General features: G+C 60.6%; 27 protein-coding genes, 1 tRNA gene and 2 pseudogenes. 5 read left to right on the top strand and 25 right to left on the bottom strand.

Going from position 1 to position 22,953, the window contains the following annotated elements; genetic code table 11:
* Positions 1–206: 206 nt before the first annotated feature.
* Both GTW23_RS19195 and lipB read right to left on the bottom strand, forming a co-directional pair.
* Positions 207–569, bottom strand: a complete 363-nt coding sequence (locus tag GTW23_RS19195; RefSeq protein WP_152009016.1) for a hypothetical protein — start codon at positions 567–569, stop codon at positions 207–209.
* A 95-nt stretch (positions 570–664) separates the two neighbouring features.
* Complete coding sequence (gene lipB / locus GTW23_RS19200) at positions 665–1,417, bottom strand: lipoyl(octanoyl) transferase LipB (RefSeq protein ID WP_252916923.1); 753 nt, start codon at positions 1,415–1,417, stop codon at positions 665–667.
* A gap of 429 nt (positions 1,418–1,846) precedes the next feature.
* Between lipB and GTW23_RS19205 the strand changes: the two genes are divergently transcribed.
* A tRNA-Leu gene (locus tag GTW23_RS19205) sits at positions 1,847–1,931 on the top strand.
* Positions 1,932–2,057: 126 nt separating this feature from the next.
* On the opposite strand, the gene GTW23_RS19210 is transcribed toward GTW23_RS19205, so the two are convergent.
* The 10 genes from GTW23_RS19210 to GTW23_RS19255 form a co-directional block, all read right to left on the bottom strand.
* Positions 2,058–2,573 (bottom strand): Dps family protein, encoded by a 516-nt coding sequence (locus GTW23_RS19210; protein ID WP_252916924.1) that lies wholly within the window; start codon positions 2,571–2,573, stop codon positions 2,058–2,060.
* 39 nt (positions 2,574–2,612) lie between these two features.
* Positions 2,613–2,813 (bottom strand): hypothetical protein, encoded by a 201-nt coding sequence (locus tag GTW23_RS19215; protein ID WP_152008948.1) that lies wholly within the window; start codon positions 2,811–2,813, stop codon positions 2,613–2,615.
* Between the two features lie 52 nt (positions 2,814–2,865).
* The gene (locus GTW23_RS19220; protein ID WP_252916925.1) at positions 2,866–3,279 is read right to left on the bottom strand and encodes a DUF1275 family protein; all 414 of its coding nucleotides are present in this window, start codon (positions 3,277–3,279) and stop codon (positions 2,866–2,868) included.
* 4 nt (positions 3,280–3,283) lie between these two features.
* Positions 3,284–3,619 carry a glycine zipper domain-containing protein gene (locus GTW23_RS19225; protein WP_152008946.1) on the bottom strand — a complete coding sequence of 112 codons (336 nt, stop codon included), beginning with the start codon at positions 3,617–3,619 and terminating at the stop codon, positions 3,284–3,286.
* Between the two features lie 126 nt (positions 3,620–3,745).
* Entirely contained in the window at positions 3,746–4,660 is a 915-nt protein-coding gene (locus GTW23_RS19230) for a PRC-barrel domain-containing protein (RefSeq protein ID WP_252916926.1), read from the bottom strand.
* Positions 4,661–4,782: 122 nt separating this feature from the next.
* Entirely contained in the window at positions 4,783–5,901 is a 1,119-nt protein-coding gene (locus GTW23_RS19235) for an AI-2E family transporter (protein ID WP_152008944.1), read from the bottom strand.
* A gap of 179 nt (positions 5,902–6,080) precedes the next feature.
* Complete coding sequence (locus tag GTW23_RS19240; protein ID WP_252916927.1) at positions 6,081–7,727, bottom strand: CHASE domain-containing protein; 1,647 nt, start codon at positions 7,725–7,727, stop codon at positions 6,081–6,083.
* Positions 7,728–7,924: 197 nt separating this feature from the next.
* A complete protein-coding gene (locus GTW23_RS19245) occupies positions 7,925–8,713 on the bottom strand; it encodes a Crp/Fnr family transcriptional regulator (RefSeq protein WP_252916928.1) in 789 nt (262 codons plus the stop codon).
* 64 nt (positions 8,714–8,777) lie between these two features.
* Positions 8,778–8,975 (bottom strand): CsbD family protein, encoded by a 198-nt coding sequence (locus GTW23_RS19250; RefSeq protein WP_152008941.1) that lies wholly within the window; start codon positions 8,973–8,975, stop codon positions 8,778–8,780.
* 113 nt (positions 8,976–9,088) lie between these two features.
* A complete protein-coding gene (locus tag GTW23_RS19255; protein WP_252916929.1) occupies positions 9,089–9,625 on the bottom strand; it encodes a pyridoxamine 5'-phosphate oxidase family protein in 537 nt (178 codons plus the stop codon).
* A 306-nt stretch (positions 9,626–9,931) separates the two neighbouring features.
* Here GTW23_RS19255 and GTW23_RS19260 point away from each other — a divergent pair, with 306 nt between their 5' ends.
* Positions 9,932–11,182: a DUF2254 domain-containing protein gene (locus tag GTW23_RS19260; RefSeq protein ID WP_252916930.1), complete on the top strand. Its 1,251-nt coding sequence runs from the start codon at positions 9,932–9,934 to the stop codon at positions 11,180–11,182.
* 11 nt (positions 11,183–11,193) lie between these two features.
* Here GTW23_RS19260 and GTW23_RS19265 read toward each other — a convergent pair whose 3' ends face one another.
* The 4 genes from GTW23_RS19265 to GTW23_RS19280 all read right to left on the bottom strand — a co-directional run bounded on the left by GTW23_RS19265 (position 11,194) and on the right by GTW23_RS19280 (position 13,818).
* On the bottom strand, positions 11,194–11,529 hold the full coding sequence (locus GTW23_RS19265; protein ID WP_252916931.1) for a hypothetical protein: 336 nt from the start codon (positions 11,527–11,529) through the stop codon (positions 11,194–11,196).
* 154 nt (positions 11,530–11,683) lie between these two features.
* Positions 11,684–12,694 (bottom strand): sensor histidine kinase, encoded by a 1,011-nt coding sequence (locus GTW23_RS19270; RefSeq protein WP_252916933.1) that lies wholly within the window; start codon positions 12,692–12,694, stop codon positions 11,684–11,686.
* 101 nt (positions 12,695–12,795) lie between these two features.
* Positions 12,796–12,960, bottom strand: coding sequence for a DUF1328 domain-containing protein (locus GTW23_RS19275; protein WP_152008935.1), 165 nt, complete (start codon positions 12,958–12,960; stop codon positions 12,796–12,798).
* A gap of 45 nt (positions 12,961–13,005) precedes the next feature.
* Positions 13,006–13,818 carry a response regulator gene (locus tag GTW23_RS19280; protein ID WP_252916935.1) on the bottom strand — a complete coding sequence of 271 codons (813 nt, stop codon included), beginning with the start codon at positions 13,816–13,818 and terminating at the stop codon, positions 13,006–13,008.
* Positions 13,819–13,959: 141 nt separating this feature from the next.
* On the opposite strand from GTW23_RS19280, the gene GTW23_RS19285 reads away from it, so the two are divergent.
* Both GTW23_RS19285 and GTW23_RS19290 read left to right on the top strand, forming a co-directional pair.
* Complete coding sequence (locus GTW23_RS19285) at positions 13,960–14,157, top strand: NepR family anti-sigma factor (protein ID WP_152008933.1); 198 nt, start codon at positions 13,960–13,962, stop codon at positions 14,155–14,157.
* 1 nt (position 14,158) lies between these two features.
* Positions 14,159–14,743, top strand: coding sequence for a sigma-70 family RNA polymerase sigma factor (locus GTW23_RS19290; RefSeq protein WP_152008932.1), 585 nt, complete (start codon positions 14,159–14,161; stop codon positions 14,741–14,743).
* A 318-nt stretch (positions 14,744–15,061) separates the two neighbouring features.
* On the opposite strand, the gene GTW23_RS19295 is transcribed toward GTW23_RS19290, so the two are convergent.
* The 8 genes and pseudogenes from GTW23_RS19295 to GTW23_RS19330 form a co-directional block, all read right to left on the bottom strand.
* Entirely contained in the window at positions 15,062–15,277 is a 216-nt protein-coding gene (locus tag GTW23_RS19295; protein WP_252916938.1) for a hypothetical protein, read from the bottom strand.
* A gap of 18 nt (positions 15,278–15,295) precedes the next feature.
* Positions 15,296–15,490: a PLD nuclease N-terminal domain-containing protein gene (locus GTW23_RS19300; protein ID WP_252916939.1), complete on the bottom strand. Its 195-nt coding sequence runs from the start codon at positions 15,488–15,490 to the stop codon at positions 15,296–15,298.
* A gap of 219 nt (positions 15,491–15,709) precedes the next feature.
* Complete coding sequence (locus tag GTW23_RS19305; RefSeq protein WP_252917012.1) at positions 15,710–17,158, bottom strand: aldehyde dehydrogenase; 1,449 nt, start codon at positions 17,156–17,158, stop codon at positions 15,710–15,712.
* A 255-nt stretch (positions 17,159–17,413) separates the two neighbouring features.
* Positions 17,414–17,896, bottom strand: a pseudogene (locus GTW23_RS19310) (ABC transporter ATP-binding protein); the annotation flags it as partial.
* On the bottom strand, positions 17,880–18,608 hold the full coding sequence (locus tag GTW23_RS19315; protein WP_252916941.1) for an ABC transporter ATP-binding protein: 729 nt from the start codon (positions 18,606–18,608) through the stop codon (positions 17,880–17,882). The gene GTW23_RS19315 and the pseudogene GTW23_RS19310, both read right to left, overlap by 17 nt.
* Positions 18,605–19,519, bottom strand: a complete 915-nt coding sequence (locus GTW23_RS19320; protein WP_252916943.1) for a branched-chain amino acid ABC transporter permease — start codon at positions 19,517–19,519, stop codon at positions 18,605–18,607. The genes GTW23_RS19315 and GTW23_RS19320 overlap by 4 nt, the downstream gene beginning before the upstream one ends.
* Entirely contained in the window at positions 19,516–20,382 is an 867-nt protein-coding gene (locus GTW23_RS19325) for a branched-chain amino acid ABC transporter permease (RefSeq protein ID WP_152008926.1), read from the bottom strand. The genes GTW23_RS19320 and GTW23_RS19325 overlap by 4 nt, the downstream gene beginning before the upstream one ends.
* 76 nt (positions 20,383–20,458) lie before the next feature.
* Positions 20,459–21,673: an amino acid ABC transporter substrate-binding protein gene (locus GTW23_RS19330; protein ID WP_152008925.1), complete on the bottom strand. Its 1,215-nt coding sequence runs from the start codon at positions 21,671–21,673 to the stop codon at positions 20,459–20,461.
* A 194-nt stretch (positions 21,674–21,867) separates the two neighbouring features.
* Between GTW23_RS19330 and GTW23_RS19335 the strand changes: the two genes are divergently transcribed.
* Entirely contained in the window at positions 21,868–22,749 is an 882-nt protein-coding gene (locus tag GTW23_RS19335) for a helix-turn-helix domain-containing protein (RefSeq protein ID WP_252916944.1), read from the top strand.
* Positions 22,750–22,771: 22 nt separating this feature from the next.
* On the opposite strand, the pseudogene GTW23_RS19340 reads toward GTW23_RS19335, so the two are convergent.
* Positions 22,772–22,953: pseudogene (locus GTW23_RS19340) on the bottom strand (gfo/Idh/MocA family oxidoreductase); the annotation flags it as partial.

Consider the following 22,953-nt stretch of genomic DNA (forward strand, 5'->3'; position numbering starts at 1 on the left):
TCCCTTTGTTTTTCGGACAGGGCAGACAAAATGCGCGAGCTGGTGCGCGGGCGGCTGTCCCGTCCAGAAAGTGAAGCCTATGCAAGGACCATGTTGGTTCTGTGAACCTTGGGCCGCAAGAGATGCATGGCGATGTGATGATCCGTCACCGGCAATCCATGCGCGGCGCCCCGGGATCAAGTTTCACTGTCAAGTGAACGCCGGATCTATTGAAGCGGGGTGAGGGTTTCCGTTCCGGCCCCTGCAGTATCGGCGATTGTCCACACGCCGTCCAGTGTGCCGTCACGCATTAATTCGTAGACGACAAGCCCGATAGTGCCGTTTTCGAAGGCGTAGGCCGCTGCAAAGGCGTTCTGATTGATCATGCAGATGCCGCTTGATGACGTGCCTGTATCCCAGTGAATCCGGCAGGTGGTTGAACTGGTGATATCGATCCGCGCCGTACCCGAATACCGGCTGCCGTCCAGATTGGTGCCTTCAACCTGGTACATGCCGCCAATTTCCTGCGCCCCGACAGACGTTGCCAAGCCAAGCAGAAGCGCCAGGCCGGTCAATCCAAACCGATGCATGGAAAACCTCCCCAAAGCTTCAAGGGACCGTTTCGAAGCCTGCCGGAATCATCTGCCCAGGCGATGATATTGTCAATCGGGCCACGCGCCCCAGCTCACGGATCTACCGGTTGAGAACTCTCGAGAGGAGGGCGATCATCCCGGGTCGGTCCGAACACTGTTTCAAACGCATCACGCAGCCGGATGTCGGCTTCGTGCATGGGAATCGGCAGCCCGAGATCGACAAGGCTGGTGACACCGTGCGCCCGGACCCCGCAGGGAACGATGCCTGAGAAATGTTCAAGGTCCGGGTCGACGTTGAGTGCCAACCCGTGGAAACTCACCCACTTGCGCAAGCGGATTCCGATCGCGGCGATCTTGTCTTCCGCCATCGATCCGTCGGCAAGCCGTGGCTTGTCGGGCCGGCGTACCCAGACACCAACCCTGTCCTCGCGGCGTTCGCCTTTGACGTTCATGCTGTCGAGCGTGGCGATGATGACCGTTTCGAGCGCCGAGACGAAGGCGCGTACATCGGGCCGCCGCCGCTTCAGATCGAGCATCACATAGGCAACCCGTTGGCCAGGTCCGTGATAGGTGTATTCGCCACCGCGTCCGGTCTGGTGCACCTCGAACCGGTCTGGCGCAACGAGATCGTCGGCCTTGGCGCTGGTTCCGGCCGTGTAGAGCGGCGGATGCTCGACCAGCCAGACGAGCTCATCGGCTTCACCGCTGGCAATCCGCCCGGCTTCTGTTTCCATGAAGGCCACGGCATCGGCATAAGGTGTCAGCCCTTCCGAAATCCGCCATCTGACCGACGGATGGGCGCCCTGGGCAAAAAACCGGGTCTCAAGTGTGTCGCGCGAGTTCATGCCCTTCTCTAGAACCGTTCGCGCCCAAAGGAAACAGGCAGATGATGCGCTCCTTTCTCTCTTGCAGGTTGGCCATGGTTCGAACGTGCCGGCAGGGGCAAAACAGGGTTTTAACGCTGCTTCCTGCCGCAAAGCGTGTTCCCCGGCTTGTCCGCCTGCGGGCCCCACGCTGCGCGCTCCCCGGGAATCGACAGTTTGGTGTTTGCGCGGCTGGGTCTTTCGAAGACAAGGCTTTGCCGGTTATACCGAAGCTGCCGGAAAACTTCATTTGGAAGCGTTTCGGGACGCTGGTACTGAGCCATTTTTGCGATGCAAACGCCGTTTTCTCGCGCCTGTCGGCTTCGTGTGATTTTTGTGACGAATGCGCTTGTGCAGGGCAGGTCCATTTGCTACATGCAGCGCGCCGGACAGGTTTCGGCTCTACCACGTGCGGTCGTGGCGGAATTGGTAGACGCGCAGCGTTGAGGTCGCTGTGGGGCAACCCGTGGAAGTTCGAGTCTTCTCGACCGCACCATAAAACACCCGCTCCGGCGGGTTTTTTTGTGTCTATAAGTCATTGAAAACGTCCACAGCAAAAGGGACAGAGGCCGGTTTGGCCGTCTGTCCCCTTGAATCTGGTAATCGCGACGTCTGTCGGAGATCAGTCGGCGATCACGGCGCGGAACATCCACAACGCTTTCTCGTGGAAGGTCAGTCGAGCCGTCAGCATGTCCTCGGTGACGGAATCGTTGTTGTCGCCGGCGGTGGTGGCCGCCTTGCGCATGTCCCGGACAGCCTGCTCGTGATCCTTGATGAGGTCGGCGACCATGTCATGCGCCGAAGCCTGATCGACATCCGATTTGGTCGGCGCGAAATCCGATGCCATGCCGAGGCTGACCGGGGCCAGGTGACCCAGCGCACGGATCCGTTCGGCGATGATGTCGGTCGCACCAAAGAGTTCGTTGTAGTGCTCTTCGGTCAGTTCATGGATCGGTTTGAAGATCGGACCGACCACGTTCCAGTGATAGATGTGGCTCTTGATCGTCAGACGATAGGTTGCGGCCAATATCTCGGAGAGATCCTTGGACATCGACCTGCGGTAGTCTGCCTTGAGGCCGGTGTTGATCCGGTCGTTGGAGGCTTCGGGCTGAAGGCTGGCGATAGCTGATTTGGCCATGATGATTTCCTTTCCAAAAAACAATCTTGATTGAGATGATCAGGCAAAAGCGGGATAGCCGAGGCTCAGTTGCTGGCTGATCGAAGATGCTTCCATCGGCTGATCAACGTCTTCTGCAACGGCGCCCCAGAGAACCCACCCGGCGATAACCGCGAGGAACAGGCTTACCGCCAGGATGACGAGAACCGGCTTGCCTTGGCGGGCCTGACGAACATTGATTGGATCTGTCGGTTCATTCATTTTCTGCTCCTGGTACTTGTGTGTTGGCGACCCGTCGTGTCGGTCTCGTGGGTCAACTCCGTTCGGAGCGCACCATCGAACCTGCGACAGCGCCGAGCACGATTCCGGTCAGGATCGCTGCTGTCTTGTTGCGGCTGATGAGCCCTGAAGCGGTTGTCAGCGACAGGGCTGTCGCGCTGGTTGCCATGGTCGTCGCCATTCGTCTGCGGGACCGGCGGCGCAGCAGCGATCGAATGCCGAGCGCAAAAAGTGCGAGCACCACCGCCAGCCCGGCGGAGGCAAGCAGCCCGGTCAAGATGTCATGGCTCTGGGCCACGAACACCGCGAACGCGCCGAACAACGCCAGGCACACCACCAGCGCCATCAGACCGATGAAGCCGTAGAGGATGGCGTCACGACGTATCTGGCGGGCTTTTGCCCCGGCATAGGCCGAGGCAAGAGATGTCAGGGGGAAGGCCGGTGACATGGTCTTAGCGACGCATCAGCAGTGCTGCGAAGAAACCGGCAGCAACGGCAACGCCGAGCGCCTGCAGCGGATTGTCCCGCACCTTGGTGCTGACCTGCTGCTCGGCCCGCGAATAGTGGTTGGAGAGATCGGCAACGACCTTCTCGCCATTCTTGAGCAGCTCGTCGATCTTGGTCTCGGCCGCGTCCCGGGCGACACCTGATTGGACCGCGCCGGCTCCTGCGAGCGCTTCGCCGAGGGCTGCCAGATCCTCTCGTATGCGTGCGGCATGCGCCGCGATGTCTTCAACAGCGGGGTTGGAGTTGCCATTGGAACGTGTGGATTTGCTGGTCGCAGCCATCTTGATGTCTCCTTGTTTGATTTCACCCGACCAACGCGCCGCGTCAGTGAAGGTTCCCGGCAAAGACAAAAAAAGACCGCCGGAACGATGTCCCGGCGGTCTCAGCGGAGGGGTCAGGCTGGCGTGTTAGCCGGCCGGAACAACCAGGATCACACTGTCGCGTTCAGCTTCCCAGTTCTCCTCAGAATACTCTTTCTGAGCTTCCAGCTGCTCTTCGGTAAACGGCGTGAAGATGGTCAGCTCGCCATCGGCATCGGCGCGAATGTCCAGGTTCTCAGGCGAGATCGCGACCTGCTTCTCGCCCATGCCGAGGAAGCCGCCGACATCGAGGATGAAGCCTTCGACCTTGTTGTCGCTTGTCAGCAGCACGTCGCCGACTTCACCGATGTTCTCGTCCTGGGCGCTGTAGACCGTGCGGCCGATCAGGTTGTCGGCGCTCAGCTGGTCGGTTGAGACCGGGGTCATGGCCGAGCGGTCGAAGCCCATCGTCTGCTCGGTCCGGTTCTCGGCCGTCTCAACTGCGCTTTCGCCGTTTTCGACGTTCTCGGCGGTCCGGTCTTCAGCGGCCATGCCATTGGTCATCGCGTCGGCCGAGCGGTCGTCAGAGTAAAGCGTGTTGCGATCAAACGCGGGAGCCGCTTCAAGCTGCTCGCGCGTCATGTTGGCAACCAGCCAACGCTCGCCATCGCGCTCGACCCATTCGATGGTCTTGTACTCGACCGCAACGTCCTTTTCGCCAATGCCCAGGAAACCGCCGACGCCGACGATTACAGAGGCCACCTGGCCTTCAGGCGAGATGACGATGTCGTTGATGTCGCCGATCATTTCTGCATCCTGGGAGGATGAGCCATAGACGGACGAGCCGATCAGGTTGCTGGCGAGATTGTTGTTCATGTGCATCGCAGCGTCCTTGTCCGTCATGACAACGGTCTCGGAGCCGGAAGTGGTGGTTGCGGTGTTGGTGGTGGTTTCGCTGGCCGCCATCGCAGACGTGGTAACCATTGTTGCGAGTGCGGTACTGGCCAAAAGCATCTTGAACATGATAAATTCCTCTTTGCATCGAAAGGTGCCCGCCGGGCTGAACCGTGTGTGAGAGCGCTGGGTCGGCTCGGCGGCGTTTACAGCTCAACAACGCCGGCCCATGTCCAATGTTCCCGCCGGCATCAACTTTTTTTGTCTGATTTGTGAGCGATCCGGGCGCTTGGCGCGCCCCGCACAGGCAGGGAGTTTCTGATCACGGCATTGCCGATGAGAAGGAAAGGCACCGCAAGCAAGCCTCCCGCCGGACCCCAGATCCAGATCCAGAAAGACAGCGACAGGAAGACGAAAAACGGGTTGAGAGTGACCGATCGCCCGATCACCTGAGGGGTCACGAATTGCGCCTCGATCATGTTGAGCGTCAGATAGGCTGCCATCGGCAGGAAGATCGCCGGCGGCGAATCCCACGTCGCCAGTCCGACCCCGAGCAGGATCAAGGCCATTGCCGCCGGCCCGATATAGACGATGTAATTGAGGCAGAACGCCAGCATGCCCCACAGATAGGGTTGCGGCACGTCAAGCATCCACATGACCAGTGTCGTGGCAGCCCCGAGGCACGCATTGATCACGGTGATCGAGAGCAGGTAGCGTGAGACGAACCATTCCGCATCCCGGAACATCCGGGCTGTCCTCAACCGCGAGTGGCGGCTGAAGCACAGCGACAGCACGCTTGCCCTGATCGAATGCCGGGTCGCGAGAAAGAAGTAGAGACTGGCGAGGAACAGTATGATCTGCGCCACCAGTGCCGGAGCCAGGGTCGCGATCTCCTGAACCGTCGAAGTGTCGGCGATATCGACGGTCATCTCGGCCTTGCCGCCGGCAATGGTGCGGATCTGTTCCTGGACCCCGCCAAGCGTGTCGAACACGGTGCGCCAATTGAGCAGGTGCCGCTGCATCTCGTGCCAGATTTCGGGCAGTCTTTCGGTCCATATTGACAGCGGCATGGAAAACAGCGCCACCGCGGAGCCGATAAGGGCCACAAACAGGACAACGACGATTGCAGCTGCGAGTGAAGCCGGGATCAGCCGCTCCAGCGCCGAGGCGACCGGCGAAGCCATCAGCCCGGTCACCACCGCCAGGCAGACGGGGGCCAGGAATGCCTGTCCGAAATCAAGCGCGGCGAGTGCCGCCACGATGCCGGTTATGATCAGCGCGATCCGGGCAGTCGACTGCAGTCCGGCGTCCATGCCTGACTTGGCAGCAATGCGCACAACCGGGGGTTCCATGCGGTAAAGACGCTTCATGCAGATATCCCTTTAAACACGAACAATGCCGGCTGATGACATTGGTTCCCTGTCAGGGATCTGGTTCCGCGAGCACCTGGGAGTGTTCGCTGGCAAGGATGGTGCCTGGCAGGCAGCCTATGTGGCTAAAGGGCAGGGTGGTGTGTGCGGCTGGGATGCCCGCCTGGACTGGCAGGGCTTCAGGCCTGCTGCGCGACCTTGACCCGATCGTAGGGAACCTTGATCGTCACATCGATACCGAATTCGTCCGGGGAAGTGGTGATGCTTCCGCCCAGCTCGACGCGCATCGTGGCATCGAGCAGTTTGGTTCCGAACCCGCCTTTTCTCGTGATGGCGCTCAGGTCCTGCTCGTCAAGCGCCGTCTTGCTGCGTTCCCGCCAGGAGAAGACGAGGTGTTCCGCCCTGCCGGGCTCACGCTCTATGCGCCACCAGATGTTCAGCTCGCCTTCGTCTGATCGCGCTGAGCCATATTTGAGCGCGTTGGTGGCGAGTTCGTGGAAGGCAAGGCCGAAGGCCTGCGCGGCAACTTCGTTGAGCTTGATGTCGGGGCCTTGAAGCTGGCCTTCGTTGAAATCCGGACCGAACAATTGCCTGAGTTCCTGAACCAGCAATGTCTGCAGGTCGGCGCTTTGCCACGAGGTGCGGGCGAGAAGGTCCTGCGAGGCGGCCATTGCCTGGAGGCGGGCGCTGAAGGATTCGGTGAAGTCGCTCAGTGAATCAGCGGATCGTGCGGTCTGGCGCGACATTGCCAGCACTCTGGCAATCATGTTCTTGATCCGATGCTTCATTTCCTGAAGCAGGAACTCCCTGTCTGTCAGGGCCCGCTCGGAGTGCTGCCGCAAGGCCTCGCCGACCTCGATCGTGCGTTGCTGGGCACGGGAGGAGGCGGCAAGTGCGGCCGCCAGCAGGAAGCCGGCAATTGCCAGCATGATTGTCCGGGTCTGGTCCACCGGTGGGTGGTAGTCCTGCGAAGGCCGGATCTCGATGGTCCAGAGCCGTCCGGCAACCTCCACCGACATCACTGTAGCGGGTGAGGCATCCATCCGCGTGCTGGCCTGGCTCTCCGTGGTGTAGATCAGGTTCGCAGCTGCCGGTTCCCCGTCCCAGGCGGTGATGTGAACCGGGAGCACCGGTGGCCGCCTGAGCGCGGATTCAAACAGGTTGGGAATGCGGAACGGCGCGTAGATCAGGCCGAGCAGTCGTCCCGAGTTCGCGGCAAAGAAAGGTGTGTACATCAGAAACCCGGCTTGTGGGTTCTGCGAATCCTCCTGGACCAGTTCGACAGTACCCGAGGCGCGCAGCCGCGCTTCGGCAAGCGCCGCCAGAATGGCCGCACGGCGTGTCGGTTCGGAATACATGTCAAAGCCCAGAGCCCGCATATTGGCTTCGTTCGAGGGTTCGAGCATGACGATGGGTGTCCGGTACCCCTCGGCCGTTTCCGGCCAGGATGTGCGATCTAGCCCGTAGTTGCGGGCAAGTTCCGCCGAAATCGCCTGATCGGATGCCGGCCCGGTTTCCACATAGCGGGCAAAGCCCAGCCCCTGGACACCGCTGAACTGCTCGGTTTTCTGCAGGTGGCTGACGAACACCTGAAACTCACCGACCGAGGGAACTTCGCCTACGGCCTGGAAATGCGCCTCCACCGACTTGATGAGAAGCATGTGGTTCTCGATGCGATCCCCAACCCGTTGGACGGCGTCCTCGGCTACGTTGATGAAAGCCAACCGGTTTGTCTGATCGATAGTGTACCAAGAGGCGACCGCCGTCAGCATGCCGACAAACGCGACAACGACGAAAACCAGTACTGGCTGTAGCCTGTAAAACAAATTGCACTCTTTCGAAAAAATCTTCGTGAAACCCGCTAAGCGTTTTGTGCGAATCCTGCAAGTTGAACGGCTGTGCAGACGCAGCGTCGGGCAAGGAATGATACCAAAAGCCGCACAAAGCTCAGCCGGTCAAACGCGTTGCGCTCAGCCGTAGCTGTTTACCAGATCGGGGTCCATTACACAGGTTAAGTTGCTGCTCAGGCGTTGCGGATGTGTTTGCTGACTGCCAGCCCTTCGTCCTTGGTCTCGAACTCCATCAGGAAACGGTCGTCGAAATCGGCGAAACTGACAGATCTCGACACCTGCGGGAACATCACCGTACCCTTGTCCATCCTGATCAGGTTTTCCTTGCTAAGCCGGCTGAGCGACCGATTAACGTGGACCGTGGACAGCCCCATGCAATCGCCGATCTGCTCTTGTGTGAGTTCAAGTTCAAAGCCCTTGCCATTCGCCAGCCCGACCTGTTCGAGCCGGACCCAGAGTTCAAGCAGGAAATGCAGGATACGCTGGGCAGCCGTTCGAGCGCCGAGCGAAACCTTGTGCTCTGAAAGAATGTTGGAGTGGCGCACCGACATCCAGTCGAGTCCGGATGCAAGCACCGGAAACCGCCTGTGGATTTCGAGGATGCGGACCGGTTCGATCAAAGCGAGGGACGTGTCGGTCAGTCCGGCGGCAGAAAAAATTGCCGAGTGGGTGAAGTTCACATGCAGCCCGATGAAATCTCCGGGCAGGGAGACGCCGATAATGATCCGGCGGCCTGCAGGCGTAATGCGGTAACGGATCACCCAGCCACGCCGGACCAGAAACGTCACGCGGAGCGGTTCGCCATCATGGATGAACTCGTCGCCCTTGCCAATCGAGGCCTGGTTGACCTGCATGGTTTCGAGATAATCGACTTCTTCCGAAGTCAGGAGAACAGACCGCCCCAGCCGGCGCACGAGCGGGCTGGCATTTTCGGGAATGGCACTCTGGTTGTCAGCTGGCATCGACGCGCTTTCAGAAAGAAAAAGGCCCGGCAATCACGTTGCCGGGCCTTGGCAGGATAATAGATTACTTGCTGCCGAGCCAGTCGTCGATTTCACGTTCCGCCTCGTCGCGGGTCTTGCCGTAGCGGGCCTGGATCTTGCCGGCCAGTTCATCCCGGCGGCCTTCGACGACGTCGAGGTCGTCATTGGTGAGCTTGCCCCACTGTGCCTGAGCCTTGCCCTTGTATTCGTTCCATTTGCCTTCAACGATATCCCAGTTCATTCGAATTCTCCTTTTTGATCAAATCTTTCGGCCGTTTGCTGGAAGGTTCTTGCCGGCCTGTGCTGACAACGCGGAGGGCAGTGTTTGGTTCCCTCCTATTGTCCGTCGAAAACTCATTGTGCCGCCTGGCTGGCGGGCGCCACCGGAGGGAAGACCAGATGCGTTTTCTCGCCGACATCGGGTTCCTCGTCGGTGACATTCGCCTTGGCGATCTCCCAGGCAAATCGGATGCCACTGCCCGAGGATGCCCAGACATCTGCTTCCGATGCGTCAAACCGCAGCATGATCAGATTGGTGTCTTCCTTGCCGTCTTCAAACCAGGCGGCGACGGCGGGGGACCAGAACGCATCGATCATCGACCGGTCGGTTTCCTCGCTCATCGTGCCCGAAATGCACGCATGGTAATCGTGGTCAGGGCTGATCGCGCAGATTCGCCCGCGTGTCGGTTGCTGGCTGGCGATGGCCGAACCCATTTCCGAATCCCGCTTGGCGTAGAACCAGATGCCGCGCCGGTCCTCGTCAACCTGCGGCGCCATCGGCTGCATCCCGTGCCCGGGCTTTTCCAGGCCGGCCATCACCGCGTGGGTGTCGTCAAGGATCTCGAACAATTGCTTGATCGGTTCATGTCGTGTTTTGTGAAGATCTGCCATATGGAACCCTTTCCTTGTTGAGCCGAACCAACGCACGAACCGCCCCCAGGTTCCGTCTGCTTCCTGCACTTTGAGGTCGGATTTCGCCGGGAAGCCATCGGCCGGAATGGGTCTTTCGCCTGCCATCTCCTAGTCCGCCACGTCTGACGTTTGCTGCAGAAACTTGTCTTCATGGCATGGCGTGGCGTGCATGAGCGAAGCGCGGCGGATTGCCTATTTCCCCCATACCTCTAAGTTGTAAGACGTTATCTCCGGTTGGCTGGTCGCGCCGGTTCACCTTTCGGTTCGTTCCCAGGGATCTGCTCAATGAATTTCCGGTCATTCGTGACGCTTAACGGCCTGCTCGGCGTTCCGGGCGCCATTGCGGTGGGGCTCTGGTTGCTGGCATTCCCGATGATTTGGGTCGATACCCAGTTCACCGTCATCGGCGATCCGCTGCCGTTCTGGCTGGCGATCTCCGCTGAAACCGCGAGGGCGTTGCTGACCACGATTGCATCCGCGGCGATCACGACGCTCGGTATGGTCTATTCGATAATGCTGGTTGTTTTTACCCTTGCCGCCGGGAACATCGCCCCCCGCCTGCTGCAGCGGTTTTCGCGCGACCGGGTCAACCAGATCACCGCTGGTCTGCTGGGTGGAACCTTCCTGTACGCCTTGACCGTTCTGCGTGCCTCGGGGCCCGACCTGCGGCCGGAATTGTCAATAGCGATAGCATTCCTGCTGGCCGCCTTGTCGGTCCTCCAGGTCATTCATTTCGTTCACTCGGTCTCGCGCAGCGTCACCATTGATGCCGAAGTGGCGAAGATATCCGAGCAACTCGAAAGGCAGGTCAATTCCCTTCTCGCCGAGACCGACAATGGAAACCAGGATCTCGATGAGGAAGGGTTGGAGAGTGTCGTTCAAGCAAGGCAATCCGGCTATGTGACCATGCTCGACGAAACTGCGCTGATCAAACTTGCATGTAAACACGACACGGCGATAGCCGTACGCGTAGCGCCGGGCGATTTCGTTCTTGCCGGGCAGTGTCTTGCGGTCGCCGGGTTCCACCAGGACAATGAGGAAGCATCCAAGGCGCTCACCTCGGCGATTACCCTGCAGCCTTACCGGGGCGCGATAGACGACATAAGGTTTTCGGTCCGCATCCTGCTCGAGATAGCGCTGCGGGCATTGTCACCGGGGGTCAATGACAGTTTCACGGCGGTCACCTGTGTCGATCGCGTCGCTGCGGCGCTGGCCAAGCCTGTGTCGGAGGGATTGCGCGGCGATGTGCGTGCGGATGAGGACGGCACGTCACGTTTGAAAGTGCCCGGGCTTTCCCTTGAGGATCTCTTCAACATGACGTTGCATCCGTTGCGGCAGGCATCCAGGGGTAATATTCTGATGCTCGATCACCTCGGTGTCGTGTTGAACTCGCTTCACGCGATTGCCGGACCGGATGCGAAGAAGCTGATCGCCGAGCACGGCAGGGCGTTGCTGGATACTGCACGCGCCGGCGATCCGATCGAATCCGATCTCGAGTTCCTTCGCAAACGTCTCGATTTCAAGGTTGATGGGTGAGGCCGAAAGCCTCAGTTCAGGTTGTTGCCGGTTTCCACCTGATCGGCGCGGGCCATCGACTGGATGGCGACCTGCGGATTGATCACTTCAAGGGTGACTTCCAAGCCCTCGTTTCGGGTAACATCCCAGACGATTTCCACGTCTTCATAAAACAGGGCAGGATCGATCTCGACACATTTGCCGTAGGAATTGTCCTGCGACGCTGAAATGGTCCGCATGGCCGTTGTCAGTTCGGCCTCGCATTCCTGCACGGTCTCGTAGGCAATGGCTGGTGCGGGGATTTCATTGCATGCCTGCAGATCGTCGCTGCAAGCGATCAGGATCATAAATGCGGCAATGTGTTCCATGACACGTCTCCTTTGGCACGACAACGCCAACGCATCAGGGAAGTTCCCTTTCGCCAAGGAGAGGGGTTAAATTCAGGTAAACAAGTTGGGAAAGATGACTGCGCACCTGCGCGAGCGTAAAAGGTCATCAGCGCCCGCACTGCACCTCGTTCCGTCAGCCTTCAAGTTCGTACTGGCTGCCAGGAATGATCAACTGGTAGACCATGCTGTCGGCGTTCGTTTCGTGGTGAACAGAAGCCGAAAGTGCCTGTGGAACGATACGTCCAAGCACGGTGCCGGAAAAGCCGTTGCGTGTCTTGTTCGTTCCTTCTTTTTCTGCCTGGCGAACAGCGTAAGTTTCGGTCCACGTCAACAGCAATTCGGGCGAACCATCCGGGTTCGATTGCTCTTTGGCCGACAGCTCCACAGTTCCGCCTGCCGGCCCAAGGGCGCCTCTCGCCAGAGAATCGATCGTCAATTCATGCAGGGCCAGACCCAGATGCAAAGCCGCGTTCGGAAACAGGTAGGCGTCTTCGCCGACCATTGTGAAGCCCGAGGGCAGGTCTCCCATCAACGGCTGCAGCTGCGACTGGGTCAACGCAAAAAGTTCGGCTCCGCGCCAGTCCGAGGCGGTTACCAGATCCTGCGACTGGGCCATTGACTGGACGCGGTTTCGAAAGGCGAGAAGAAAGTCTTCCAGTCCCTGCGAGTGGCGCGCGGTCTGTGAGGCCACGGACTGGATAATAGCGAGGAGATTCTTGGAGCGGTGGCTCAGTTCGCGCAAAAGCGTCTTGAGCACGGTCTCGCGATACTTGAGATCATCTATGTCGGTAATCGTCGTGAAGACGCCGATCACGTTGTCCTGCGGATCCATGTCCGGCTCGATGTTGAGCATGTACCAGTGCCGCTCATGGTCGACATCACGCAGAATCTCGATTTTGGTTGGCTGTGCGTTGGCGATTACGCCGCGTTTGGCGCTAAGAACCTTCTCCACGTGCTGCGGTGAAAAGACGGTTTCGTCCGTACGCCCATCGAGGTCGCCGCCAAGCGACCATGTTTCCGGCAGATTGGCCGAAAAACGTATGACCAGATCGGTATCCTGATACATCATCGACACGCCGGCGCTGCGCAGTCCAGCGAGCACGAATCTCAGACGGTCAGACTCGTTTACCGATGTGCTGTTCATGATTGGACTGCCACCCGCATGCTCAGTTTGGCTTAATGTGACAAGGCGCCGGAACTAGCCCGGCGCCTCAAACGGTGTCGTCGTACCGGTCTTGGAACGGGTCAGACTTTTCGAACAAAGTTCAGGACCAGAGAAATGACCAGGAACGCCAGGAAGAGGAAGAAGAGGACCTGTGCAATGCCGGCCGAAGCACCGGCGATACCACCAAATCCAAGCACACCGGCGATGATGGCCACGACCAGAAACACAAGAGCGTAATAGAGCATCGAATTTCTCCTTTGTTGTTCGATGTCACCACAACGCCCGTGTATTTAATTGGTTCCTGTCATCTCAAGGTTTTCCTCTGCGGCGTTGAAAAACAGCGCCTGGCTGATCAGCGCCTTGACCATGTCGGGGTTGAAAGGCTTGGTCACCAGGAAGGCCGGTTCCGGTTTCTCACCGGTGAGCAGCCGCTCCGGGAACGCGGTGATGAAGATCACCGGCAGCGTCTCGTCCTTGAGGATGTCGTTGACCGCGTCAATGCCAGAGCTGCCATCCGCCAGCTGAATGTCCGCGAGGACCATTTTCGGCTTGGTGCGCTTGTAGAGATCGACTGCCTCGGCATGCGTGCGGGCGACGCCGGTGACCCGGTGGCCAAGGGCCTCAACCATGTCCTCGATGTCCATCGCTATGAGCGGTTCATCCTCGATGATCATGATGTCTGTCGCCACCTGGCGGGAAATCTCCATCGACGCGGATTGGAGCAGCTTGTTGAAGCTGTCTTCATCGACATCGAGAATCTCCGCTGCCTGGGCCGGCTTGAAGCCCTCGACCGCAATCAGCAGGAAAGCCTTGCGCGCCTGCGGTGTTACCGCTTCAAGATTTGTGGCAGCTCTTTTTTCCCAGCCGAATGGCGTCGGATTTTCCGGAATTGGAACCGAAAGCGTATCAAAGAGTTGTGAGAACAGCCGGTAAAGAGACACCCGGTCATCGCCAGTCTTTGGAAAAATGCTCAAGTCGGCGATGAGCGCTTCGAGCGTCGCGGCAACATATGCGTCGCCGGAGGTCTGTGATCCGGTCACCGCCCGAGAAAAGCGGCGGAGATAAGGAAGGTGCGGCGCAATGCGCATGGACAGTGTCGTCATTAGGTACCCCTTTGTAGTCCACTTTGACGTGGCAACTTACTCGAAACGCACCACGCAAAAAAAAGTTCCGAACACTTGGAACTTTTTTTTGCGTGGCGCATTCTCTCACTATGTGTTCATTCGGAAAGGGCTTGCAAGGGCATGATTGATCGAGACGACAACGGCGGCTCACAAAATCGGGGGGCGCGGTCCGACCTTGGGTCGACCGACGCGATAGCTTCACAACTCAAGCAGTACTACACGTCGGTTGAGCAGGAACCGATTCCGGATAACCTGCTCAATTTACTTGAGAAACTTGATGCTGCGGAACGTTCCGGTGGCTCCAATGGAGCTAATTGACATGGGTACTCCTGAGCCCATTCCTGCCGAAACAGCGAGCTTGTTTTCCTTCAAGCGCGAGATGCTGGCAGTCCTGCCAAGTCTGAGGGCTTTCGCCGTTTCCCTGGCGCGTCGCCACGACAAGGCTGACGACCTGGTGCAGGAAACAGTGATGAAGGCGTGGGGAAAACAGGAGAGTTTTCAGCCCGGGACCAGCATGCGGGCATGGCTCTTCACAATTCTTCGCAACGAGTTTTACAGCCAGATGCGCCGGAAGGGGCGTGAACTCCCCGATCCCGACGGCGTGTTTGCCGGCAATCTGGCAACCCACCCCGAGCAGTATGGCAAGCTCGACCTGGCCGATTTCAAGACCGCGCTCGACAGCCTTCCTGATGACCAGCGTGAAGCCATCGTGCTCATCGGCGCCTCAGGCTTCTCTTACGAGGAAGCCGCCGAAATTGCTGGCGTTGCTGTCGGCACGATCAAGAGCCGTGTCAACCGGGCCCGGGTGAAGCTGCAGGAACTGCTGACCATCGATGGCGAGAGCGATTACGGCCCAGACGAGACATCGAGGCCGCTCGTCAACAAGGCGTTTCCCGGACGCTGACGGTCCACACACAGCTTTTGCAAAAACCATGGACAAAAGGGCTTTGCGAACGAGTATTCGAAGGACGGCCTGCGCAAGCGGGCCGTCCTTTTGATGCTTGACGGCACTTCGACAAACGAGCCGGACAGAAGAGTGGGATGGGACCGTCCAAGGGAGCCGCCTGAGGGTGCAAACTTCCACTCTCCCGGGATTGGATGTATCACTGAATGGATGGAGAGGCGTGAATAAAAAAGGCGGGACCAGTGGGTGCGGGACCCCGGGGCGCGCCTTTTACGGACGGGAAAAGTTCAGCACGTCTGAATGATATGGGTGGCTGCACTATTCCTTTGCTGTAGGTTCGATTTCACCGTTCTGCTGTTCGGAACCCGCATTCCCCTGCCGGGTCGCTGCCCTGAGCAGCATCGCCGCCTGCATTTCCAGTTTTTCGAGCTGGGCTTCCCGGCTGGCCGGGTCGTCGGGGACATGCCTGTCGTCAGACATGACTTCCAGCCCGAGCAGTTGCGCGGCGAGTGAGGGATCAGTGTTCGATGACATTTCCGGCCTTCCTCACATTCAAGCGGTTCGGGTCTTGCCCTTGGGGCCGGCGAGGAACCAGATGATAAGGCCGAGCACCGGCAGAACAATGATCAGCACGGTCCACAGGGCTTTCGCGCCGGTCGAGGCCGAAGACTGGAAAATGCTGAAAATCGCCCAAACCATGGCGATGAGAAGAATGAGGCCGAGCAGGCCGCCAACTTCGATACCCATAATAATACTCCTTGATGCCGATTGCAGGCCGCGCAAGAGCGCACGCCCTGCCAGACAACGCCGCAGCAACGCGAATGTTCCACGCGGGGTCGGAAAGTTGATGGGCCGGATGCTTCAAGAGAGAGCAGGTGGACGGAACCGGCAGAAATCGACTGCACGGATCCCTGAAGAAGGAGGCGACCGGCGGGCGTCGATAGAGGCCCGCCGGCGATTGAACAGTCAGATCGGATAATGCGGCGTGCCATCCTGGATGGTGATCCAGCGCAGTTCGGTAAACTCGGCAATGCCCCAGTTGCCGCCAAAACGCCCGTAGCCTGAGGACTTGACGCCACCGAACGGCATCTGCGCCTCGTCGTGCACCGTCGGGCCGTTGATATGGCAGATGCCGCTTTCAATCCGCTTGGCAACGTTCATGGCCTGCATCACATCGCGGCTGAAGACGGCCGACGACAGGCCGAAATCGCTGTCATTGGCTATCCGCACGGCCTCGTCGACCGATCCGGCACGGATGATGCTGACCACCGGGCCAAAGCTTTCCTCGGTGTAGAGCCGCATGTCGGGGGTGACGTGGTCGAGGGCTGCCGCATTCAGGATGGTACCTTCGCCGCCGCCGGCAATCAGCTTGGCACCCTTTCCGACACCGTCCTCGATCAGTTCCTTGATCCGTTCCGCCGCCGTCGCGTCGACCAGCGATCCGAGCGGCGATGATCCCTCGCGCGGATCACCTGCGGTCAATTGTTCCACCTTCTTCGCAAACGCCTCGACGAACTTGTCGCCAATCGAGCCGACGGCAATGATCCGTTCGGTCGACATGCAGATCTGGCCCTGGTTCATGTAGGCGCCAAACCCAGCTGCAGCGACCGCTGCATCGATGTCGGCGTCCTCGAGCAGGATCATCGGCGCCTTGCCGCCAAGTTCCAGGAGCGCAGGCTTGAGATAACGGCCGGCCAATTCGCCGATCACCTTGCCGACGCGCGTCGAGCCGGTGAAATTGACCCGGCGGACGGCCGGATTTGCGATCATCGCTTCGACCAGGGCCGGCGCGTCTTCGGGCGCGTTGGATATGGCATTGAGCACGCCGTCGGGCAGACCGCCCTGCGCCACCGCCTCGATGATCAGCGCGTGGGTGCGCGGGCAGAGTTCGGATGTCTTCATCACCACGGTGTTGCCGCAGGCAAGCGGAGTGGCAATCGAGCGGATGCCGAGGATGACCGGTGCGTTCCACGGCGCCATGGCGAGCACGACGCCCGCCGGCTGGCGAATGGCCATCGCCATCGAGCCGGGGCGGTTCGATGGAATGATCTCGCCCTTGATCTGCGTGGTGAGCGACGCCGCCTCGATCAGCATGTTGGAAGCGAGCATCACGTTGAACCTTGCCCAGGCTTCCGTCGCGCCGATCTCGTCCTTCATCGCCTGGACGATGTCGTCGGCCCGGTTGTTGAGCGACGTCGCGGCATCCATTAGCATCTTGCGCCGTGCGGCCGGTCCGGTTTCGGACCAGGCCGGGAAGGCTGCGGCGGCCGCATCGACGGCCCGTGTCGCGTCCTCGACCGAGGCGGCGGCAGCGACCGTGACCGTCTCGCCGGTGACCGGGTTCTTCCGCTCGAAGGTCGCGTTGTTGGAGGCAGCGACGTGCTTGCCGCCGATATAGAGATCAAGATTGGTCATGTTGTTGGGCCTCTTCTGTATCTTCTCCCCGCCAAGGAAGGCGCGGATCACTGCGGGATCGTTTCGCAATTCGGATGCGGTTCCGGAGCCGGTGATCGCACCGGTCTCGATAAGGTAGGCGCGGTCGGCAAGCGCCAAGGTCGCCCGGGCGTTCTGCTCGACGATGACGATGGTCAGGCCGGTCTCCCGGATCTTTGCAAGTGCCGCGAACACTTCCTGGGCGACGATCGGGGCCAGCCCGAGCGAGGGTTCGTCGAGCAGCAGCAGCTTTGGCGAGGACATCAGCGCCCGTCCGATCGCCACCATCTGCTGTTCGCCGCCAGACATCGTCCCCGCCAGCTGGTTGCCGCGTTCGGCAAGTTTCGGAAACAGCGCATGCACGAGTTCCAGGTTCTTGCCGGCATTGGCCTCGGCGCGCCGGGGCAGGGCGCCGAGCCTGAGGTTTTCGGCGACCGTCATCTGCGGAAAGATGCCACGGCCTTCGGGAACGATTACGATGCCGTGCTCGACCACCTCGTGCGGCGGCAAGGCCAGGATGTCCTGTCCGTCATAACTCACGCTGCCGCCGGCAGGCCTTGTGCGGCCGCCAATGGCGCCGAGCAGCGAGGACTTGCCGGCCCCGTTTGCGCCGAGAATTGCCACCATCTCGCCCTTGCCGACCTCGATCGAAACCCGGTCGATTGCCACGTGTTTTCCGTAGGCAATACTGATGTCGCGGACTTCAAGCATATTCGGCATCTCCCAGGTAGGCAGCGATCACGGCCTTGTCGGACAGGACTGTCGAAGTCTCCCCATCGGCGATAAGCCGGCCCGCGTTCATGACGGCGCAGCGCGGACACAGCGCCCGGACCGCCTCCATGATGTGCTCGACCATGATGATGGTGATGCCCGAGCCCGAAAGGCTTTCAATCAGCCTTATGCCTTCCTGCAACTCGGTCGGATTGAGGCCGGCGAGCCATTCGTCGAGCAGCAGCAGTTCCGGTTCGGCGGCCAGTGCGCGGGCCAGTTCGAGCCGCTTCTGGTCGATATAGTTGAGATCGCCCGCGCTGGCGTTGGCCCGGTCGCCGAGCCCGGTCTTTTGAAGCGCCGCATGCGCCACCCGCTCGGCTTCCTTGCCCCAGTGGGCGCGGTGGCCGAAGACGGCGGGGAGCATGACGTTTTCAAGCAGCGTCAGAGACGGCAGGATCCGCACGAGCTGGAATGTCCTGGCGATGCCGGCGCGGGCGATTTTGTCGACCCGGGCACCGGCAAGGTTCCTGCCGTTGAAGATGATCTTGCCCGAGGAGGGCGCAAGGAAGCCCGAGATCAGGTTGAGCAGCGTGGTCTTGCCCGATCCGTTCGGACCGAGTAGCCCCATGATCGTGCCGCTCTCCATTTCGAAGGAGACCTGGTCGACGGCTTTCAGGCCGCCAAAGAACCGCGAAACGGTGTCGACGTGAAGAAGGGTCATTTGCCGCGCCTCCCAAGCCACGCGCGCAGATCGTCAAGGCCGGCGAGCACACCGTTCGGAAGCACGAACACCACCGCGATGAACATCAGCCCCAGGAAGATCGGATAGGTGTCGGGGAAATTCACAGACAGCCATTCGAACAGAAGGAACAGCGGAATGGCGCCCACCAGCGGTCCCCACAACCGGTTGGCTCCGCCCAAAAGCGCCATGATGACGGTCAGGAAGCTCACCGTCGGATTGAACACGATCAGCGGCTCGACATAGACCCAGCGGGGCGAGCCGACCGCGCCGACAAGCGTGATCAGCGTGGCCGAGATGGTAAAGGCGACCAGCTTGGTCCGCGCCAGGTGGATGCCCGAATGCGCCGCCACCACCTCGTCGTCGCCGATCGCCCTGAGCGCCAGTCCCAGCCTGGTGCGGTTGATCCAGGCGGTCAGCCCGATCGCGATCGCCGCCAGCGCCAGCATCTGCCAGTAGATGTCCCGCGCGGTCAGATCGAGGAAGATGTAGCGCCCCAGCGTGCCGGTGATCGAGACCTCGTACCAGGTGATCAACTGCCGGACCAGTTCTGCAAGCCCGAAGGTGAAGATGACGAAATAGATGCCCGAGAGCCTGAGCGTCGACAGTCCCACCAGCAGCGCCATGGCAGCACCAATCAGGGCCGCGCACAAGAGTACTGCCGGGTAGGGCAGACTCTCGTTGAGCACGGCGACCGTGTAGGCCCCGGTGCCGTAGAACGCCACGGTCGCCAGCGAGATATAATGCGTATGGCCGGAAAACAGCGCCCAGGCCGAGGCCAGCGCCACGTAGCTTGCCATGCCGATCAACAGCCCGAGTTCATATTCGGACACGAACCGGGGAAGGACGGCGAGGGCGGCAAGAGCCAGGAGTGCGATTGCCAGACGGATCATGAACGCCTCCCGAACAGGCCCTGCGGACGCCAGATGAGAACGACGAGGAAGATGGTGAAGGTTGCTGCCAGCGTCAGGCCGGGATCGAAGGTGGTCGCAACGAAGGTCTCGACCAGTCCCAGCGCAAAGCCTGCCGCGAGCGCCCCGGCGACATTGCCGACGCCACCCATGATGACGATGATCAGCGCCTTCATCGTGAACACCACCCCGTCATTGGCGGAGAAGGTCTGGTACATGGCAATGCTGGCGCCGCCGACCGAAGCCAGCGCGGTTCCCAGCGCAAAGCCCTGACGGCTGACCTTGTTGACATCGATGCCCACCAGTGGTGCCGAGCCCGGGGTCAGCGCCACGGCGCGCAGGATCAGTCCCCAGCGGCTCCAGTTGAGCAGGACGATCAGGCCGAGTCCCGCGAAAAGGCAGATGCCGAAGGCAATCAGCCGGTTCAGCGCCACCGAGACGCCGAGCACGTTCACGCCCTGGTCAAGATAGGAAATCGAGGTGAAATTGGCCCCGAAAAGCACCAGCATGATGCCCTGCAGCACGAACAGAAGACCGAATGTCGCCAGAATGGAATCGACTTCCAGCTTTCCGGGCTTGCCGGCGGCACGGCGGACCAGCGGACGCATCATCATGGTGTAGAGTATCCAGCCGGTCAGGTAGCCGGCGGGAGCGATCATCACGATCGCCAAGAGCGGCGGCAGGCCGGCGGTCTGGAACAGGAAAACCAGTCCGAAGGCCGCCAGCAACGTGACCTCGCCATAGGCCAGATTCATGATCCGGGCGATGCCGTATTGCAGCGTCAGTCCGAGCGCCAGCAGCGCATAGGTGCCGCCCAGCACCAGGCCGAGCACAAGCGTCGTCATAGCAGTGGTCCGCTTCTGTCAACAATGGAGAGGGAAGGGCAGCCATTTGCGGCTGCCCTCGGGCGCTTGAACCGGATTACCAGTTCGGCTTCGGGACGATCGGAGCGACGGCGCCGTCCTTGTCAGCCGGATTGACGGCGACAAAGGTGCCGTTCTGCCACTGGCCGACCCACCACAGGTCACGCAGCTGGTTGTCCTCGAGCTTGACGTCGCCGATGATGGTGCTGAACGTGCCGGTCGAGAGTTCCTGGGCCAGTTTCTCGTGGTCCAGGCCGACCCGCTCGACCGATTGCGCCAGCATTTCCAGCGACGCATAGGTGATCGCCGAAGCCCAGCTGTCAGGTGGTGCGCCGGCGCTGTCGGTGTGCCGGGCGAAGTAATCCTGGATCGCCGGGGAGGCGGCATTGACGCCGCCGATAGACATCACGCCTTCCTGCTTGCCGTCGGCGATCTTGCCGTAGATCGGAAATGCGCCGCCCACTCCGACATAGAAGACCTTCGGATTGTAGCCCATCGACTGGGCGGTCTTGGTCATGCCGAAACTGTCGGGCGGATAGGAGAAGGCGACAAAGCTGTCAGCGCCGCTCGCCTGGGCTTCCGCCATCAGCGCGGCGAAATCGGATGTGCCGAGCGGATAGGTCTTGTCGTAGACGACCTCGAGGCCGGCTTCCTCAAAAGCCGGGCGGGCGCCGTTGACCAGGTCGATGCCGAAACCGTCGGCGACGGAAACCATGGCGATCTTGTTGTTGAGCGTACCGGCTGCCACTGCGGCCTTCAGGACGCCAGCCAGCCCGTTGGCATAGTCATGGCCGCCGCCGAGCATCCAGTAGCTGCGCTTCCAGCGGGCGGCGAATTCCGGCGCCTTGTCGGTCACGGCGGTCACGCCGAGCTGCGGATAGCCGAACCGGTCCATTAGCGGTGCGATGGCCAGGTTGGAACCTGTGCCCCATGGCGGCAGGATCAGATCAACATTGTCCTTGGTGGCCAGCCGCTCGATGGCGCGGACCAGGTCTTCGTTCGAGGACCGGTCGTCATATTCGATGACCTCGATCATCCGCTTCGAGCCGTCCGGCATGGTCAGGCCGCCGGCAGCATTGACGTCCTTGACCCACAATTCATAGTTCGGGATCGTGGTGATGCCTGCGCCGGTGGCGTTGGGTCCTGTCTTTGCGACGGCATAGCCGATCGTGATCGTGTCATCGGCTGCGTGGGCGAGGTTGGCGCCGATCAGCATGGTCATGGCCACGCCGGATGCGAGCGCACGCATAGTGTTGCGTCGGGTGATTTTCATAGGTTTTCCTCCCAATTGCGGCCGGAAGCGAGGGTTTTCAATCACCTTCGCCCGATATCCGCAGTGTTTCAGCCGAACTCCCAGTAACGGCTGTGATTGAGTATCAATCAGGGTCCGGCATAAGAATATGCACTTTTGTCGCAAAGAATTGCACTTTTGCTTGCATTTCTGACCTGATCCGCGATCTTGCCGCCATGAGACCAGCAAATCTGACCGCCAGTGACGATCGCCCGATCCTGTCTCTGCTTCACATCCGCAGTCCGCTCACCCGCGTGGCCTATCGGGTCCCGGCGGACTCGGCCTGCCTCGTCTTGCTGTTTGCCGGCAAGCTGACGGTCTCAGAACCCGGCGCAGCGACCGGTACCGTAAGGGAATTCGAGGCTCCGCGACTGATCTGGATTCCGGCCGGCAAGGCCCGCGATCTCGGTGCGCCGGGCGGAACCCGCGGGATGGTCATGCTCGCTCCGCGCCAGACCCTGGTGCGTTCCCTGCCGGCAAGCCTGCTCGCCGATCAGATGGGAATCCTGCTCAGAGAAGGCATATCGCAGCCGCTGGGGCAGAACGATGCCATCGTGCGCCTGCTCGACGGCGTTGCCACCGAAAAACAGGCCAACTTGCCAGGCAGCAGCCAGGCCTTGGAGCATTATCTCGGACTGATCCTGCTGCACCTCTGGCGCATGCTGGGCACGGATATCATCTCCCGGCAGCGTTCGCCGCGGGGTCTGGCCGAGAGGTTTGTCATGCTGACCGGGCAGCACAGGCACCAGCACTGGACAGTTGAACGCTACGCCGAGGCGCTCGAGGTCAAGCGCGACCGGCTCAATGTCTCGGTCAGGCGCGCCACCGGCCTTTCGCCGCAGGCCTATCTGCACCGCGAGATCATGCGCGACGCCTGCGAGCTGCTGGCCAGCACCGGCTTGCCGGTCAGCCAGATCGCTTTCCGTCTCGGCTTTGCCGACCCGGCCTATTTCAACCGCTTCTTCACCCGCCAGTCGGGGCAGACGCCGGGCAAGTACCGCCATGTCCTGCGCAGCAGGAAGGAGCAGGGGGACCTCACCTATGCGGCCTGGCCGTAATACCCGGCCGCCGGTCCGGTGTTCAGCGCTTGTTGTAGCTGCCGAACTTGACCCATGCGCCGCCGCGTTTGGAAGACTCGACGCAGGCGGTGACGAAGGCGACGCCTGCCAGGCCCTCTTCGATGCCGGGATAGATGACGCCTTCGGGGGCAGGCTTGCCGTCGCGATGCGCGATGATGGCTTCGGCCGCCTCGTTGTAGATGG

The organism is Parahoeflea alexandrii (assembly GCF_024105735.1).
Lineage (GTDB): Bacteria > Pseudomonadota > Alphaproteobacteria > Rhizobiales > Rhizobiaceae > Hoeflea > Hoeflea alexandrii.

Bases quoted from the DNA above. Each gene is read 5' to 3' on its own strand.
- GTW23_RS19195 (WP_152009016.1), bottom strand. From the start codon at position 569: ATGCATCGGTTTGGATTGACCGGCCTGGCGCTTCTGCTTGGCTTGGCA.
- lipB (WP_252916923.1), bottom strand. From the start codon at position 1,417: ATGAACTCGCGCGACACACTTGAGACCCGGTTTTTTGCCCAGGGCGCC.
- GTW23_RS19210 (WP_252916924.1), bottom strand. From the start codon at position 2,573: ATGGCCAAATCAGCTATCGCCAGCCTTCAGCCCGAAGCCTCCAACGAC.
- GTW23_RS19215 (WP_152008948.1), bottom strand. From the start codon at position 2,813: ATGAATGAACCGACAGATCCAATCAATGTTCGTCAGGCCCGCCAAGGC.
- GTW23_RS19220 (WP_252916925.1), bottom strand. From the start codon at position 3,279: ATGTCACCGGCCTTCCCCCTGACATCTCTTGCCTCGGCCTATGCCGGG.
- GTW23_RS19225 (WP_152008946.1), bottom strand. From the start codon at position 3,619: ATGGCTGCGACCAGCAAATCCACACGTTCCAATGGCAACTCCAACCCC.
- GTW23_RS19230 (WP_252916926.1), bottom strand. From the start codon at position 4,660: ATGTTCAAGATGCTTTTGGCCAGTACCGCACTCGCAACAATGGTTACC.
- GTW23_RS19235 (WP_152008944.1), bottom strand. From the start codon at position 5,901: ATGAAGCGTCTTTACCGCATGGAACCCCCGGTTGTGCGCATTGCTGCC.
- GTW23_RS19245 (WP_252916928.1), bottom strand. From the start codon at position 8,713: ATGCCAGCTGACAACCAGAGTGCCATTCCCGAAAATGCCAGCCCGCTC.
- GTW23_RS19250 (WP_152008941.1), bottom strand. From the start codon at position 8,975: ATGAACTGGGATATCGTTGAAGGCAAATGGAACGAATACAAGGGCAAG.
- GTW23_RS19255 (WP_252916929.1), bottom strand. From the start codon at position 9,625: ATGGCAGATCTTCACAAAACACGACATGAACCGATCAAGCAATTGTTC.
- GTW23_RS19260 (WP_252916930.1), top strand. From the start codon at position 9,932: ATGAATTTCCGGTCATTCGTGACGCTTAACGGCCTGCTCGGCGTTCCG.
- GTW23_RS19265 (WP_252916931.1), bottom strand. From the start codon at position 11,529: ATGGAACACATTGCCGCATTTATGATCCTGATCGCTTGCAGCGACGAT.
- GTW23_RS19270 (WP_252916933.1), bottom strand. From the start codon at position 12,694: ATGAACAGCACATCGGTAAACGAGTCTGACCGTCTGAGATTCGTGCTC.
- GTW23_RS19275 (WP_152008935.1), bottom strand. From the start codon at position 12,960: ATGCTCTATTACGCTCTTGTGTTTCTGGTCGTGGCCATCATCGCCGGT.
- GTW23_RS19280 (WP_252916935.1), bottom strand. From the start codon at position 13,818: ATGACGACACTGTCCATGCGCATTGCGCCGCACCTTCCTTATCTCCGC.
- GTW23_RS19285 (WP_152008933.1), top strand. From the start codon at position 13,960: ATGATTGATCGAGACGACAACGGCGGCTCACAAAATCGGGGGGCGCGG.
- GTW23_RS19290 (WP_152008932.1), top strand. From the start codon at position 14,159: ATGGGTACTCCTGAGCCCATTCCTGCCGAAACAGCGAGCTTGTTTTCC.
- GTW23_RS19295 (WP_252916938.1), bottom strand. From the start codon at position 15,277: ATGTCATCGAACACTGATCCCTCACTCGCCGCGCAACTGCTCGGGCTG.
- GTW23_RS19300 (WP_252916939.1), bottom strand. From the start codon at position 15,490: ATGGGTATCGAAGTTGGCGGCCTGCTCGGCCTCATTCTTCTCATCGCC.
- GTW23_RS19305 (WP_252917012.1), bottom strand. From the start codon at position 17,158: ATGACCAATCTTGATCTCTATATCGGCGGCAAGCACGTCGCTGCCTCC.
- GTW23_RS19315 (WP_252916941.1), bottom strand. From the start codon at position 18,608: ATGACCCTTCTTCACGTCGACACCGTTTCGCGGTTCTTTGGCGGCCTG.
- GTW23_RS19320 (WP_252916943.1), bottom strand. From the start codon at position 19,519: ATGATCCGTCTGGCAATCGCACTCCTGGCTCTTGCCGCCCTCGCCGTC.
- GTW23_RS19325 (WP_152008926.1), bottom strand. From the start codon at position 20,382: ATGACGACGCTTGTGCTCGGCCTGGTGCTGGGCGGCACCTATGCGCTG.
- GTW23_RS19330 (WP_152008925.1), bottom strand. From the start codon at position 21,673: ATGAAAATCACCCGACGCAACACTATGCGTGCGCTCGCATCCGGCGTG.
- GTW23_RS19335 (WP_252916944.1), top strand. From the start codon at position 21,868: ATGAGACCAGCAAATCTGACCGCCAGTGACGATCGCCCGATCCTGTCT.